Source organism: Polymorphospora sp. NPDC050346 (assembly GCF_040655695.1).
GTDB lineage: Bacteria > Actinomycetota > Actinomycetes > Mycobacteriales > Micromonosporaceae > Polymorphospora > Polymorphospora lycopeni.
This window is the reverse complement of record NZ_JBFAKM010000009.1, coordinates 74,321-88,298: the sequence shown is the minus strand read 5'-3', so window position 1 is coordinate 88,298 and position 13,978 is coordinate 74,321. Positions and strand designations below refer to the sequence as shown.

Here is a 13,978-nt window from a genome sequence, read left to right as displayed (position 1 = left end):
GTGGTGACGACCTTGGCGATCGACTGCGGCGGCGGGGGCATCAAGGGATCGGTGCTCGACGAGCAGGGCACGATGCGGGCCCGCCCGTTGCGGGTGCCGACCCCCTACCCGTTGCCCCCGTCGCTGTTCGTGAAGACCCTGCTCGACCTGGCCGCGGAGCTGCCGGCCGCCGACCGGGTGACCGTCGGCATGCCCGGCATGCTGCGGCACGGCGTGGTGGTGGCCACCCCGCACTACATCACCCGGGCCGGCCCGCGCACCAAGGTCGACCAGGATCTGGTCGCCCAGTGGTTCGGGTTCGACGCCCAGACCGGGCTGACCGAGGCGTTCGGGGTGCCCGTACTCGTGCTCAACGACGCCGAGGTGCACGGCGCCGGCGTGGTCGCCGGCACCGGCCTGGAACTCGTGCTCACCCTCGGCACCGGCCTGGGCAGCGCACTGTTCGACGGCGGCGTGCTGGCCCCGCACCTGGAGCTGTCGCAGGCGCCGGTCCGCTGGGGGCAGAGCTACGACACGTACGTCGGCGAGCACGAACGCCGCCGGCTCGGCGACACGTTCTGGTCCCGCCGGGTACGCGGCGTCGTCGAGGGCCTGCGCCCGGTGTTCCTGTGGGACCGGCTCTACCTCGGCGGCGGCAACTCCCGGCTGATCCGCCCCGAGCAGTTGGCCCGGATGGGCGACGACGTGGTGGTGGTCCCCAACACCGCCGGCATCCTCGGCGGGGTCCGCGCCTGGTCGGTCCGCCCGCACCGACCGGTCCGCAGCGACCGGGCCTGACCTGGCCGGGCCACCCGCCGGCCGCGACGCGGGGAAGAGGACCGCTTGTCCCGTTGTTGTGCCACCCGCACGGGTACGACCGAACCGGGAGGCGGAAACATGGATCTTCTGCAGGAGTACCGGCGGGCGGAGCTGTTCTTCGAGGCCGGCGACCCGGCGTACGCGGCCAAACTGCTCGAGCCGATCGTCGCCGCCGAGCCCGGCAACACCGCGGTACGGCAGTTGCTGGCGCGCGCGTACTTCGGCGCGGCCCAGCTCAACCGGGCCGAGGAGCAGCTGCGGGCGATGCTGGTCAGCGACCCCAGCGACCACTACGCGCACCACGTGCTCGGCCGTACCCTCGAACGTCTCGGCCGGCCGGCCGAGGCGCTCGGACACCTGCGCCTCGCCGTGGCGATGCGCGCCGAGGAGAACGCCGAATACTCCGCCGCGCTGCGCCGGGTCGAGAACCGGGTCAACCGCTGAACCACCGGCCGGCCGCCGTGAGCAGGTTTCCCGCTCCCGGCGGCCGGCCTACCATCTGCTGTCATGAGCGAGCACGCGAGCGGACCGATCATGCCGACGGCAGCCGTCATGGATTCTGAGCAGCCGGGAGCCGCGCGATGAAGCTCAAGCTCGACCTGCACGACATCTTCAACCGGAACCAGGACATCGACCGGGCGCTGCGCGGAATCATCAACGAGGCGGTCGCCAAGAAGGCCACCCTGGTGGAGATCATTCCCGGTAAGGGGTCGGGCCAGTTGAAGAAGCGGGTGCTGCGCTTCCTCGACCAGAAGGAGATCAAGCAGCTCTACCACCGGGTGGAGAAGGACTCCGACAACTTCGGTCGCCTCTTCGTCCACTTCCGCTGGAAGTCGTCCGGCCGCTGACCCGCCGGATCAGGCCACGCCGGCCCCGCGCACGGAGCGCATGAACCCGTCGAGGGTCTCGGTCGACACGCGCATCAACTCCTCGTGTTCCGGGCTCGCCATCCGGGTGTACATCTCCGACTCGGGGACGTCCTCGACGTGGGTCTGGACCCACCAGAGGTTGCCGAACGGGTCCTTCAGGCGGCATCCCCGGTCACCCCACGCGTTCGTGCCCAGCGGGGTGACGACGGTGGCTCCCGCGGCGGTCGCCGACCGTGAGACGGCGTCGCAGTCCCCGACGTACAGCGACAGGAAGGCCGGTGTCGGCGGCCAGTGCTCGTTCGCCTCGAACGACATCACGACCGAGTCGCCGATCATGACCTCGCCGTGTCCGACCGTGCCGTCGGGGTTCGGCACCCGCCCGCGCTCCACGGCACCGAACGCCGCCACCAGGAAGTCGAGGAACGCGCCTGCGTTCCGTACGACCACGTACGGCGTCACCGTCCCGTACGGCGTCGGCACCGCGCGTACCTTGTCGTCGCCCACCTGCTCCATTCCGGTCCTCCTCGTCGGTCCGCGACCGCCACGGCGGCCTTCGGCACCAACGTAGGAGCTGTTCCGGTCAGATCCTGTCCGCTATGACCGCGCCGCGTCAGCCCCGGCTACGCCGGGGGCAGGCGGTAGGTCCGGGCCACCATCAGCATCTCCGAACTGTGCGAGCCGACGATCCCGACATCGGCCGGCCGGGGCCGGAAGCCCGGCAGCCCGGACAGGCCGTCGCTGGCGTCCGCCGCCCGCAGCGCCACCGGCTGTCCGGTCGCCGCCAGGGTCAGTTCGATCTCCACTCCCTCCGGCGGCGGGGCGTGGAAGACGATGCCGAAGCTCCACCGGTCGTCGTCGGTGGGTTCGACCGGCACCGGCACCCCGGCCACCGTCGCGGACCGCACCGTCGCGGTGGTCTGGTCGACGTGCAGCGCGGCGAGCCGTACCTGGCGCTGCGGCACCAGCCTGACCCGTAGCGTGCGGACCCCGGCCGTGGTGGTGTCGCTGACCGTCTGCACGGCCGGTGCCGGCAGAGCGGCCGCCTGCGCCGGGCCGGCGAGCAGCTCGTGGGCGGCCAGGGCGGGGAACTCGTCGGCGATCGAGGCCGGCCCGTCGACGTATCCGGCGGTCCACGGCTGCGGGTCGGCCTCCCGACTGAGCCACCGGGCGGTGCCGGTGTCGGCGTCCAGGGCGTACATGAGGTGGGTCTGCGTCGGATGGTCGGCGTCGAACCGGTCGACGGCCAGTCCGACCCCGGCGAACACCAGCGTGGCCAGGCCGGCGGCGAGCGTCGGGACGGCCGCCGCCCGCCGGGCCTCCAGGGCCGCCAGTCCACGTTGCCCGCCGGCCTCCGGATGCAGCAGGTCGACGACCGGCAGCACCGCGATGCCGAGCAGCACGGTGAAGACCGCGGCGGCGCCGCCCATCGCCATGCCGAGTGCCGGGAAGAGCAGCACCACGGTCGGCAACAGGACGAGCACGCCCACCGCCGCGCCGGCGGTGACCGCGACCACCGCCCAGACGCTGCCCGGGCGGACCAGCAGCGCGACGATTCCGCCGATCGCCGTCGCCAGCGCCGGCAGCGTCGCCAGATACGAACCGCCCGGCGCGAGCGCGGCGAGGACCGCGCCGAGCGCCACCAGCCAGCCGAGGCCGCTGATCGCCAGCGCGGCCGGTCCGATCCGCCGGCGGATCAGCGCGTACCAGGCGAGGACGATCGTGGCGGTCAGCCCGAGGACAGCCAGCCGATACCACTGTGGACGGTACGGGTCGAGCAGCTCGGCGTACCCCGGCCGGATCGCGGTGAGCCCCGCCCACAGCAGTTGCGCGGCGACCGGGGCGACCACGATCGGCACCGCCCAGAGTTCGAAGCCGACGCCCAACTTCGACCACGTCGTACGTCCGCGCCGGCGGGCCAGCCAGGCCAGCAGACCGACCGCGGCACCGGCCAGCAGCACCAGCGGCCAGGTCAACCAGCCCGGGTAGCGGACCAGACCGCCCGGTACGGGGAAGTACGTCGCGTCCCCGTCCGCGGTCAGGCCGGCGATGTCGACCGACCCGAACTCCCGTACCAGGGCCAGGGTGTTGTCGCCGTGGTGCTGGATGCTGGCCAGATCGACCGAGCCGACCGTGTCCTGCGGAGTGTGGTAGTTCGCCCCGCCGTCGAGATAGGCGGAGTTGAGCCCGACGAAGTCCTCGGCGAGGAACGCGGTGAAGTCGGTGTCGTTGGGCAGCAGCCGGTAGACCTCGACGGCGAACGAGGTGCCGACCGGGTGCGGCGCGGCCCGCCCGTACGCGCCGACCAGCGCGGCGTTGTCCCGCGACGTCTCGAACATGATGACCGGACCGGTGCTGCCCCGCGCCTCCAGGTTGAGCACCACCCCGCCGCCCTGGGCCAACGGGTGGCTCGACGCGAACGCCGAGGCCCCGCACAGGCACGCCTCCTCGGCGTCGGTGAGCACGAAGACCACGTCGTTGCGGGGGCGTGCCCCGTCCGTCATCGCGCGGGCGACCTCCAGGATCGTCGACGTGCCGGCCCCGTCGTCGTTGCCGCCGGGCGCGAGCTGCACCGAGTCGTAGTGCGCGACGACGAAGACCCGGCCGGTCGGGTCGGTGCCGGGCAGCACGGCGACCACGTTGCGGACCCGGGCCAGGGTCGCGCCGCCGGCCGCACCGCTGAGCTGGCCGGCCTCGGGTGCCACGGTGTCCTGCACCTCGGTCGCGAGGCCCAGCCCGCGCAGCGTGCCGACGAGGTGCTCGCGTACCCGGTCGTTCGCCGCGCTGCCGGCCGGGTGCGGTTCGGCCGCCACCACCCGCAGGTGCTCCTCCGCCCGCCCGGCACTGAACTGTGCGGCCGGCGCGTCGGCGGGCCGCGGCCGCGGCGGGCGGATCTCCAGCAGGCCGACGGCGCCGACCACCACGAGCGCGGCCAGGGCGGCGGCCGCGGCGGTGACCCGCCGTGACGGGCGGGCGAGCGCCCGGTCGGCCGGGGGGAGCAGCGGTGCGGCCACGTTGCCTCCTGCGAACGGCGGGCTGTCATCATCCGTCAGAGCGGGCGCCGGGGCCAGCGGGACCGGACCGGGTGGCCGCCCGGCCCGGCGGTCGCATAGCGTGGGCGCACGCGACCCTTACCGGGTTGCCGCGACCGACGATCAGCGACCGTCCGGGAAGAGTGGCGCAGATGCGATCCGAAGGGGTGCCGTGGTGACCGGTTCCTCCGTCGTCCCGCCGCGGGCCCGGCTCGGTGCGGGACTACCGGTTCCGCAGGTCGAGCGGCTGCGCGTGCTGCTCGTCGAGGACGACGAGGGCGACGCGTTCCTGGTCGGCGAGTTGCTGGCCGAGGCCGACGCGGCGATGGACCTGGTCGTCGCCACCAGCATCACCCAGGCCCGCCAGCAGATCGGCGCGGTCGACTGCGTACTGCTCGACCTCGGCCTGCCCGACTCGCAGGGGCTCGACGGGCTGCGCCAGGTGCTCGCGATGAGTTCCCGTGCGGCGGTCTGCGTGCTCACCGGCCGTCAGGACGAGCACCTCGGCGTCGGGGCAGTCGCCGAAGGCGCCCAGGACTACCTGGTCAAGGGCCAGGTCGACGGGGTGCTGCTGACCCGGGCGCTGCGCTACGCGGTCGAGCGCAAGCGGGCCGACGAGAACGCCCGCCGGCTGCGCGAGGCCGAGCTGCGCCAGGCCGAGTCGGCCCGCCTCGAACGCGGCCTGCTGCCCCAGCCGCTGATGACGACCCGCGAGGTCGAGGTCCACACGTTCTACCGGCCGGGCCGGCACGCGGCGCTGATCGGCGGCGACTTCTACGACGTGGTGCAGACCACGCCCGACCGGGTCGACCTCATCGTCGGTGACGTGTGCGGGCACGGGGTCGACGAGGCCGCGCTCGGCGTCGAACTGCGGGTGGCCTGGCGGGCGCTGGTGCTCGCCGGGGTGCCCGACGACGCCGTGCTGCCCGCGCTGGAGCAGGTCCTGATGAGCGAGCGCCGGCTCCGCGAGATCTTCGCGACGGTCGCCGCGGTCCGCCTCGACCTGTCCCGCAACCGGGCCACCGTACGGCTGGCCGGCCATCCGCCGCCGCTGCTGCTCTCCGGCGGCCGGGTCGCGCCCGTACCCGCCCCCGGCGGGCTCCTGCTCGGTGTCCGGCCGCGGCCCCCACGCGCCTTCGAACTGGAGTTCGACAGTGATGACTGGTCCCTGTTGATGTACACCGACGGCCTGATCGAGGGGCGGGTGGGGGGCGGCAGCGAGCGGCTCGACGTCCCGGGGCTGACCGAGCTGGTCGGCCATCCGGACACCGCGCGGGTGCCGCTCGACGAACTGCCCGGCTGGCTGGTCGGGCGGGCCGAGTTGGCCAACGGCGGCCCGCTCGCCGACGACGTCGCCATGCTGCTGGTGAGCCGGGGCGGCGGGCGGTGAACGGCCGGAAGTGGACGCTGCGCCGGCGGGTCACCACGATGTGCGTGCTGGTCGGGGTCCTGCTGGCCGCGCTGGCCACGATCGGGGTGGTGCAGGCCGCACAGAACCGCACCCACCTCGACACCCTGCTCGACAAGAGCGGCCCGCTGCGCACCGGTAGCGAGGCGCTGCTCGGCACGCTGCTCGACCAGGAGACCGGCATCCGGGGCTACGCGGTCAGCGGCGACCCGGTCGACCTGGTGCCGTACGAGCGCGGCGTCGAGCAGGAGCGTGACCTGCTGACCCAGATGGACGGCCTGCTGACCGACGAGCCGGAAATCCGGCGGCGGGTGGGGCAGATCCGCGACCAGGCCGAGCAGTGGCGGCTGGAGATCGCCGTACCGGTGATCGAGGCGGTCGACAGCAGGGGCACGGAGGCGGCCCAGTCGCTGCTGGACGAGCGGGCCCGGGTGCGCTTCGACGTGCTGCGCTCGGAAGTGCAGCAGCTCCAGGCGGAGATCCTGGCGCTGCGTAACCAGATCGCGGCCGACGCCCGGCAGACCGGTAACACCCTGGTCGTCCTGTTGGTGACCGCGGCCGCCGTGGTCCTGATCGCCGCCGCGGCGCTGATCCTGTTGATCAACCGGCTGGTGATCGACCCGGTGACCCACCTGGCCAGCCAGGTACGCCTGGTCGCCGAGGGCGACTACCAGCGCGACATCCAGGGCGTCGGCCCGCCCGAGCTGGCCGCGCTGGCCGGGGACGTCGACGGCATGCGCCGCCGGATCGCCGCCGAGCTGGCCGAGGTGCGTGAGGCCCGGACCCGCATCGAGTGGATCAACAGTCAGCTCCAGAAGCAGGCCGAGGAACTGGTGCGGTCCAACCGCGATCTGGAGCAGTTCGCGTACGTGGCCTCGCACGACCTGCAGGAGCCGCTGCGCAAGGTCGCCAGCTTCTGCCAGTTGCTGCAGCGCCGCTACGCCGGGCAGCTCGACGAGCGGGCCGACCAGTACATCGCGTTCGCGGTCGACGGCGCGCAGCGGATGCAGCGCCTGATCAACGACCTGCTGGCGTTCTCCCGGATCGGCCGGCTCACCACCGGCTTCACCGACGTCGACCTCAACGAGGTGATGACCCAGGTGGCCGGGCAGACCGAGGCGGCCCGGCAGTACGCCGGCGGCGAGGTGACCTGGGCGGACCTGCCGGTGGTGCACGGCGAGGAGCCGCTGTTGACCAACCTCCTGGTCAACCTGGTCAGCAACTCGATCAAGTTCCGGCGGCCGGACGAACCGGTGCGGGTCAACGTCTCGGCCCGTCGGGTCGACGACGAGTGGGAGATCACCTGCCAGGACAACGGCATCGGGATCGAGCCGGAGTTCGCCGACAAGATCTTTGTGATCTTCCAGCGCCTGCACTCCAAGGACGCCTATCCGGGCACCGGCATCGGGTTGGCGATCGGCAAGAAGATCGTTGAGTATCACGGTGGCCGGATCTGGGTGGACCCGGAGGTCACCGGGGGGACCGCCATCCGCTTTACTCTTCCCGTGGTCGCCGACGAGCCGGCACCCGACGAGCCGGACGGGTCCGACGTGGCCGACACCGGGGACGGCGAGCCGGCGGACCGGCCGGACGGTGTGAAGGAGACTGTGGCGTGACCGCACCCGCCGATGGCAGGAGCCCGATCGAGGTGCTCCTGGTCGAGGATGACCCGGGCGACGTCCTGATGACCCAGGAGGCGTTCGAGGAGCACAAGCTGCGCAACCGGCTCCAGGTCGTCTCCGACGGCGCCGAGGCGCTGGCCTACCTGCGCCGTGAGGGCAAGTACGCCGACGCGGTCGTCCCCGACCTGATCCTGCTCGACCTCAACCTGCCGCGCCGGGACGGCCGCGAGGTGCTGGCCGAGATCAAGAAGGACGAGCAGCTCTGCCGGATTCCGGTGGTGGTGCTGACCACGTCGCAGGCCGACGAGGACATCCTGCGCAGCTACCAGCTGCACGCCAACGCCTACGTGACCAAGCCGGTCGACTTCGAGCGGTTCATCGCGGTCGTACGCCAGATCGACGAGTTCTTCGTCAGCGTGGTCAAGCTGCCCCCGCGCAACGGATGATCGAGCACGTTTCGGCGCTGATCCGGGAGGCGGCCACCGAGGTCGTGCTGCCGATGTTCCGGCGGCTGTCCGCCGCCGACGTCACCGAGAAGGCGCCCGGCGAGGTGGTGACCGTCGCCGACCAGCGCACCGAGGAGGTGCTCAGCGCCGGGCTGACCGCCCTGCTGCCCGGTTCGGTGGTCGTCGGCGAGGAGGGGGTGGCGGCCGATCCGGCGCTGCTCGCCCGGCTGCGGGGGAGCGACCCGGTCTGGGTCGTCGACCCGATCGACGGCACCGCCAACTACGCCGCCGGCCGTACGCCGTTCGCGATCATGGTGGCGCTGGTGCGGGACGGTACGACCGTCGCCGGCTGGATCCACGACCCGGTGCGCGACAGCCTGACCGTCGCCGAGGCCGGTTCCGGCGCGTACGTGGACGGGGTGCGGATGCGGATCAGCGCCGACCCGCCACCGGCGGGTGGTCTGCGTGGGCCGATCATGACCCGGTTCTTCCCGCCCGGGGTGCGCGAGGCGTTCCGGGAGCGGGCGAGCGTGCTCGGTGAGGTGCTGCCCGGGGTGCACTGCGCCGGCCGGGAGTACGCCGACCTGGTCGCCGGGGTGCAGCATTTCGCCGTCTTCTGGCGGACCCTGCCGTGGGACCACGTCGCGGGCTCGTTCCTGGTCCGGGAGGCGGGCGGGGTGGCGTGCCGCCTCGACGGCAGCCCGTACGAGGCGAGCGGTGAGGGGAGTGGCCTGGTGGCGGCCGCCACCGAGCAGATCTGGCACGAGGTGCGCGAGGTGCTGCGTACGGCCGGCGTGTGATCCCCACGGCCGATGGCCGTCGTGGGGTGGTCAGGCCGGCGCGGGGCGGCTCCAGTGGGCGGTGAGGCCGTCGCGGGCGGCGAAGCGTTCGAGGTGGTCGCCGACGACGTATTCGACGCGGGACAGGCCGGGCTCGTCGGCGCCCTCGGCGCGCAGGACCAGGGCGCCGTCCTCGGCGAGGAGGGTGCAGGTGCCGAAGCCGAAGTCGGCGAAACCGCGCTCGTCGGTCCACTCGGTGGTGATCTTGTGAGCGAAGTGCCGGCAGAGCTGGGTCAGGTATCGGCCGGGCCGGTCGGTGACGATCCGGGCTTCGGAGCTGAGCATCCGCTCTCCTCGCGCACAGTCAGTTAGGCAAGGCTAGCCTACTTTCGAAAGCGTGGATCTTCCACTGTGGATCGCACGTCGCCCTTGCGTCGTCCGGTATGCTGGCCGGCGGTCTCCGCCCGGTGGCGTCGCCGACCGACGCCATTAGCACCGGTGCGCGGGGTCGCCGCCGAAAGTGACAGGGGCGCCACGCATGGTGCGCGACCCGGCCGGGGGGCTCAGGCGGCCGACGGAAGGATCCACTTTCGTGCCCAGGACGGCCCTGCTCCGGCGCCGCGCGGTGGCGCTGTTCGCCGCAGTCCTCACCGCCACGGCGGTCCTCGTCGGCTCCCCGGGCGGCGCTGTCCTCGCCGCACCCGGCTCGCCGCCCAACGAGGGCGGCAGCAAGAACCTGCGCGACGCGCTCGAAGCGGCGTCCAAGGGGCACGTCGAGGCCAAGGCGGCCCTGGAAAACTCCCAGAAGCGTCAGCTCGAACTGACCCTGGAGCTCCAGAAGGTCGAGGCCAACCTCGCCGCGCTGACCGAAGAGGTGGCCCTGGTCGCCGCCGAGTCCTACCGCCGGGGCCGGATGTCGGCGGTCATGATCATGGTCAACAGCGCGTCGCCCGAGGCGTTCCTGCAACGGGCCGCCGGCCTGGAGACGATCGCGCGGCACGAGAACCGGCAGCTGGTCGCCCTGACCCAGGCCCGCGAGCAGGCCGACCGGGCCAAGGCCGCGATGGACAACGAGGTCAAGGAGCAGGAAAAGCAGCTCGCCATCATGGCCAAGAAGAAGAAGGACGCCGAGCGCGCGCTGGCCGCGGTCGGCGGCGGGGCCAGCGGCGGCTACGTCAACGCGAACTCGCCGGCGGCCAAGCCCGCGCCGCGCAACTCCAACGGCTCCTGGCCGAAGGAGTCGTGCACGGTCGACGACCCCACCACCTCCGGATGCATCACCCCGCGCACCCTGCACGCGATGAACGAGGCCAAGGTGGCCGGCTTCAAGCGCTACGTCTCCTGCTACCGCAGCGGCGGCAGCGGCGAGCACCCCAAGGGGCGGGCCTGTGACTTCTCCGCCGCGACCAGCGGCTTCCAGAACGTGCACGCCACCGGGGGCGACCGCACCTACGGCAACAACCTCGCCGCGTTCTACATCAAGAACGCCAGCCGGCTCGGCGTGCTCTACGTGATCTGGTACCGCCAGATCTGGATGCCCGGCACCGGCTGGAGCAACTACAACGGCGGCGGCAGTCCGGCCGGCGACCACACCAACCACGTCCATCTATCGATGATCTGACCTTCCGGTCTGACCGGAAGCGCCCAGTCGGGCTGCGTACCATCGCAGCGATGGACACCGCGACCACGGAGGCAGCCGACGAGCTGCGCCGCCCGCTCCCGAACGGCCTCGCCGCCGCGCTCGTCTTCCTGTCCAGCGGCGCCGTGCTGGTCCTGGAGACCGCCGCGCTGCGCCTGGTCGGGCCGTACGTCGGGGTGACCCTCCAGGTCACCAGCTCGGTCATCGGCATCGCGCTGGCCGCGATCGCGTACGGCACCTGGTTCGGCGGGTGGCTCGCCGACCGCCGCGACCCGCGCACCCTGCTCGCCCCCGCGCTGGTGATCTCCGCGATCACCACCGCGGTCACCCTCCCGGTCGTCCGCTACGCCGGTGAGCTGCTGCGCGGCGGCGCGGCGCCCGGGATGCTGCTGCTCGTCGCGCTGGCCGTCGTGGTGCCCGCCGCGCTGCTCTCCGCGGTCACCCCGCTGGTGGTCAAGCTGCAACTCGGCGACCTGCGGCACACCGGCCAGGTGGTCGGCAAGCTGTCCAGCATCGGCACCCTCGGCGCGATCACCGCCACCCTGGGCACCGGCTTCGTGCTGGTCGCCGTCTTCAGCAGCACCGTGATCATCCTCGGGCTCGCCGTGGTGCTCGGCGTCACCGGCCTCGTCGTCGGTGGCTACCTGCGCCGGCAGGGCGGCGTGCCGATCCCCGGCCGGACCGGCACCAAGGTGCTCGTCGCGATCGTCGGTCTGGGCGCGGTGACCGTCTCCACCGTCGCCCCCGACCCGTGCGACGTGGAGACCGAATACCACTGCGCGTCCGTCGAGGTCGACCCGGACAACTCCACCGGGCGGCTGCTGGTGCTCAACTCGGCCCACCACTCGTACGTCGACCTCGCCGACCCGACCCACCTGGAGTTCGCCTACACCCAGTGGATCGGAGCGGTCGCCGACGTGATGGCACCGCCCGGCCAGCCGCTCGACGCCGTACACCTCGGCGGCGGCGGGTTCACCGTGCCCCGCTACCTGACCGCGACCCGGCCCGGCACCGACAACATCGTCTTCGAGATCGACGGCGGGCTGGTCGAACTCGGCGAACGCGAACTCGACGTACGCCCCGGCCCCGACCTCGAACCGGTCGTCGGTGACGCCCGGATGCTGGTCACCGAGCGCCCCACCGACAGCGCCGACCTCGTCGTCGGCGACGCCTTCGGCCACCTGACCGTGCCCTGGCACCTGGCGACCCGGGAGATGGCCGCCGAGGTGCACCGGATCACCCGGCCCGGCGGCATCTACGTGATGAACGTGATCGACTATCCGCCGCTGCGCTTCATCCGCGCCCAGCTCGCCACCGTCGCCGCCGTCTTCCCGAACATCGCCGTCGTCGCCCCGCCGGCCGGGCTCGCCGGCGAAGAGGGCGCCAACTTCCTCATCGTCGCCTCCGACACCCCGCTCGACCTCAACGCCCTGCGGCACGGGCTCGACACCTCCATCGACGAGCCGGCCACCCTGCTCGCCGGCGCCGAACTCGACCGCTTCGTCGACGGCGCCCGCATCCTCACCGACGAGTACGCCCCGGTCGACCAGCTCCTGACCGTCGGCTGACCGACGCGGCGCCGGCCGGTGCCGCTGACCGATTTCGGTTGTCGCGATTGAAATCCCTGCTCCGGGGGCATCCATCGGATCATGCATGGGGTGGGGAACGAGCTGCTGGGCGGCCGCTACCGGCTGGTGGAGGAACTCGGCGCCGGCGGCATGTCGGTGGTCTGGCGCGGCTACGACGAGGTGCTCGGCCGGCAGGTGGCGATCAAGGTGCTCGCCGCCAAACTCGCCTCCGAGCGGTCGTTCCGGCACCGGCTGCGGGTGGAGGCCAAGGCCGCGGCCCGGCTGATCCACCCACACATCACCAACGTCTACGACTTCGGCGAGAACTGGACCGGTGGCGTACCCGTCCCGTACGTGGTCATGGAACTGGTCGACGGGCAGTCCCTGGAAGCCCGGCTGGGCCGGTACGGCGCGCTGCCCTGGCGGCACGCGGTCGCCGTCTGCGCCGAGGTCTCGTCCGCGCTGGCCGCGGCACACGCCCGTGGCGTCGTGCACCGCGACGTGACGCCGGGCAACGTCATGCTGACCGCCACCGGCGCCAAGGTGGTCGACTTCGGCATCTCCGCCCTCGCCGGCGAGAGCGACACCGACCCGGACGGCAAGCTGCTCGGCACCCCCGCCTACCTGGCGCCGGAGCGGCTCGACGCCGGGCAGGTCTCGACGGCCACCGACGTGTACGCCCTGGGCCTGCTGCTCTACCGCTGCCTGGCCGGCCGGCTGCCCTGGGAAGCGGACACGACCACCCAGATGCTGCGTAACCACCGGCACGCCGACCCGGCGCCGCTGCCACCCGTCGACGGACTGCCCGACGAGGTCGCCGACCTGGTCCGGCGCTGCCTCGCCAAGACACCGGCCGACCGGCCGACCAGCGCCGAGGTCGCCCGTACGCTGGCGACCACGGTCGGGCTGGCCGGGATCGTACCGGTGTCGCCGGCCCCCGTCGGGGCGGCCGGCGACGCGGACGGCAGCCTGGCCCTCGCCGGTACGACGATCCTGCCGGGCGCCGCGGCGACCGGGGTGCTGCCGGCGTCCACCGGCACGCCGGCTCCCGGTCCGGTGCGGCGCTGGTGGTCCGGGCGTACGCCGGGCGTCCGCCGTCGGGTCGGTGCCGCGATGGCCGGTGCCGCCATGCTCGCGGTCACCGGTGTCGGCTGGGCGGCCAGCACCGGCAGCCCGGCCACCGGCGACGAGCCGACGAGCCTGGCCATGGGCAACCAGCCGGCCGCGGCCTGCCAGGTCGACTACGCGCTGCGCTCGGACTCGGGCCGGGCGTTCGACGCCGAGTTGACCCTCACCAACGACGGGCGCGTCCGGCAGGGCTGGACGCTGACCTTCGCGTTGCCCGGCGACCAGACGATGGTCCACGGCGAGCCGGTGGCGTGGCGGCAGGCCGGGCAGGACGTGGTCGTCCGGCCCCCCGCCGGCACCGACGCGCTCGCGGCCGGCGCGGCGGTCAAGATCACGCTGACCGGGACGTACGCGACGGCCAACGCGCTTCCGGTGCGGTTCCACCTCGACGGCGAGCCGTGCGAGGTACGGGTCAGCGGGGTCGCCGGCCAGCAGGAGCAGGTGGGTGGTGCCGTCGCGGGCGCCAACCCGCAGGGCGCCGTCCCGCCACCGGCCACCGCCGACAGTGGCCGCACCGAGAAGGTCAGCGACCGCGGGTCCGGCAACCGCGGCAGCGGGAACGCCAACAATGGCAACAACGGAAATGGCAACGGGAACAACGGGAACGGGAACAACGGCAACAACAAGAACAAGAACAACAACGGCCACGGTCATGACGACAGCGACGACGATGACGATGACGACTGAGCGGC

Annotated in this window: 13 protein-coding genes; 10 read left to right on the top strand and 3 right to left on the bottom strand. The window is 72.8% G+C overall.

All coding sequences use genetic code 11. The features are described from left to right. The 3 genes from AB0I42_RS12000 to AB0I42_RS11990 all read left to right on the top strand — a co-directional run bounded on the left by AB0I42_RS12000 (position 1) and on the right by AB0I42_RS11990 (position 1,646). On the top strand, positions 1–777 hold the full coding sequence (locus AB0I42_RS12000; RefSeq protein ID WP_357536590.1) for an ROK family protein: 777 nt from the start codon (positions 1–3) through the stop codon (positions 775–777). 99 nt (positions 778–876) lie between these two features. Continuing rightward, positions 877–1,242 carry a tetratricopeptide repeat protein gene (locus AB0I42_RS11995; RefSeq protein WP_357536588.1) on the top strand — a complete coding sequence of 122 codons (366 nt, stop codon included), beginning with the start codon at positions 877–879 and terminating at the stop codon, positions 1,240–1,242. 137 nt (positions 1,243–1,379) lie between these two features. Then, a complete protein-coding gene (locus AB0I42_RS11990) occupies positions 1,380–1,646 on the top strand; it encodes a Smr/MutS family protein (RefSeq protein ID WP_357513074.1) in 267 nt (88 codons plus the stop codon). Between the two features lie 9 nt (positions 1,647–1,655). Here AB0I42_RS11990 and AB0I42_RS11985 read toward each other — a convergent pair whose 3' ends face one another. Together AB0I42_RS11985 and AB0I42_RS11980 are read right to left on the bottom strand one after the other, a co-directional pair. After that, entirely contained in the window at positions 1,656–2,180 is a 525-nt protein-coding gene (locus tag AB0I42_RS11985) for a VOC family protein (protein ID WP_357536586.1), read from the bottom strand. A 107-nt stretch (positions 2,181–2,287) separates the two neighbouring features. Beyond that, the gene (locus AB0I42_RS11980) at positions 2,288–4,678 is read right to left on the bottom strand and encodes a M28 family peptidase (protein WP_357536584.1); all 2,391 of its coding nucleotides are present in this window, start codon (positions 4,676–4,678) and stop codon (positions 2,288–2,290) included. Between the two features lie 193 nt (positions 4,679–4,871). Between AB0I42_RS11980 and AB0I42_RS11975 the strand changes: the two genes are divergently transcribed. Genes AB0I42_RS11975 through AB0I42_RS11960 form a run of 4 tightly spaced genes read left to right on the top strand, consistent with a single transcriptional unit; the run spans position 4,872 to position 8,972 of the window. Further along, positions 4,872–6,086 (top strand): SpoIIE family protein phosphatase, encoded by a 1,215-nt coding sequence (locus AB0I42_RS11975; protein WP_357536582.1) that lies wholly within the window; start codon positions 4,872–4,874, stop codon positions 6,084–6,086. Next, positions 6,083–7,720, top strand: coding sequence for an ATP-binding protein (locus AB0I42_RS11970; protein WP_357536581.1), 1,638 nt, complete (start codon positions 6,083–6,085; stop codon positions 7,718–7,720). Before AB0I42_RS11975 ends, AB0I42_RS11970 begins: the two co-directional genes overlap by 4 nt. Then, the gene (locus tag AB0I42_RS11965; RefSeq protein WP_357536579.1) at positions 7,717–8,172 is read left to right on the top strand and encodes a response regulator; all 456 of its coding nucleotides are present in this window, start codon (positions 7,717–7,719) and stop codon (positions 8,170–8,172) included. The genes AB0I42_RS11970 and AB0I42_RS11965 overlap by 4 nt, the downstream gene beginning before the upstream one ends. Further along, positions 8,169–8,972, top strand: coding sequence for an inositol monophosphatase (locus AB0I42_RS11960; RefSeq protein WP_357536577.1), 804 nt, complete (start codon positions 8,169–8,171; stop codon positions 8,970–8,972). The genes AB0I42_RS11965 and AB0I42_RS11960 overlap by 4 nt, the downstream gene beginning before the upstream one ends. 30 nt (positions 8,973–9,002) lie before the next feature. Here the strand turns inward: AB0I42_RS11960 and AB0I42_RS11955 are convergent, their stop codons facing one another. Then, positions 9,003–9,296, bottom strand: a complete 294-nt coding sequence (locus AB0I42_RS11955) for a DUF2218 domain-containing protein (RefSeq protein WP_357536575.1) — start codon at positions 9,294–9,296, stop codon at positions 9,003–9,005. A 247-nt stretch (positions 9,297–9,543) separates the two neighbouring features. Here AB0I42_RS11955 and AB0I42_RS11950 point away from each other — a divergent pair, with 247 nt between their 5' ends. From AB0I42_RS11950 to AB0I42_RS11940, 3 genes are all read left to right on the top strand, one after another. Then, on the top strand, positions 9,544–10,572 hold the full coding sequence (locus AB0I42_RS11950; protein WP_357536573.1) for a hypothetical protein: 1,029 nt from the start codon (positions 9,544–9,546) through the stop codon (positions 10,570–10,572). A 50-nt stretch (positions 10,573–10,622) separates the two neighbouring features. Next, positions 10,623–12,158, top strand: a complete 1,536-nt coding sequence (locus AB0I42_RS11945; protein WP_357536571.1) for a fused MFS/spermidine synthase — start codon at positions 10,623–10,625, stop codon at positions 12,156–12,158. Between the two features lie 81 nt (positions 12,159–12,239). Continuing rightward, positions 12,240–13,973 (top strand): protein kinase, encoded by a 1,734-nt coding sequence (locus AB0I42_RS11940; protein WP_357536569.1) that lies wholly within the window; start codon positions 12,240–12,242, stop codon positions 13,971–13,973. The last annotated feature ends 5 nt before the right edge of the window (positions 13,974–13,978 follow it).

Excerpts from the sequence above, each read along its gene's own strand:
- AB0I42_RS11940 (WP_357536569.1), top strand. The coding sequence starts at position 12,240 with ATGCATGGGGTGGGGAACGAGCTGCTGGGCGGCCGCTACCGGCTGGTG.
- AB0I42_RS11995 (WP_357536588.1), top strand. The coding sequence starts at position 877 with ATGGATCTTCTGCAGGAGTACCGGCGGGCGGAGCTGTTCTTCGAGGCC.
- AB0I42_RS11945 (WP_357536571.1), top strand. The coding sequence starts at position 10,623 with ATGGACACCGCGACCACGGAGGCAGCCGACGAGCTGCGCCGCCCGCTC.
- AB0I42_RS11960 (WP_357536577.1), top strand. The coding sequence starts at position 8,169 with ATGATCGAGCACGTTTCGGCGCTGATCCGGGAGGCGGCCACCGAGGTC.
- AB0I42_RS11985 (WP_357536586.1), bottom strand. The coding sequence starts at position 2,180 with ATGGAGCAGGTGGGCGACGACAAGGTACGCGCGGTGCCGACGCCGTAC.
- AB0I42_RS11955 (WP_357536575.1), bottom strand. The coding sequence starts at position 9,296 with ATGCTCAGCTCCGAAGCCCGGATCGTCACCGACCGGCCCGGCCGATAC.
- AB0I42_RS11990 (WP_357513074.1), top strand. The coding sequence starts at position 1,380 with ATGAAGCTCAAGCTCGACCTGCACGACATCTTCAACCGGAACCAGGAC.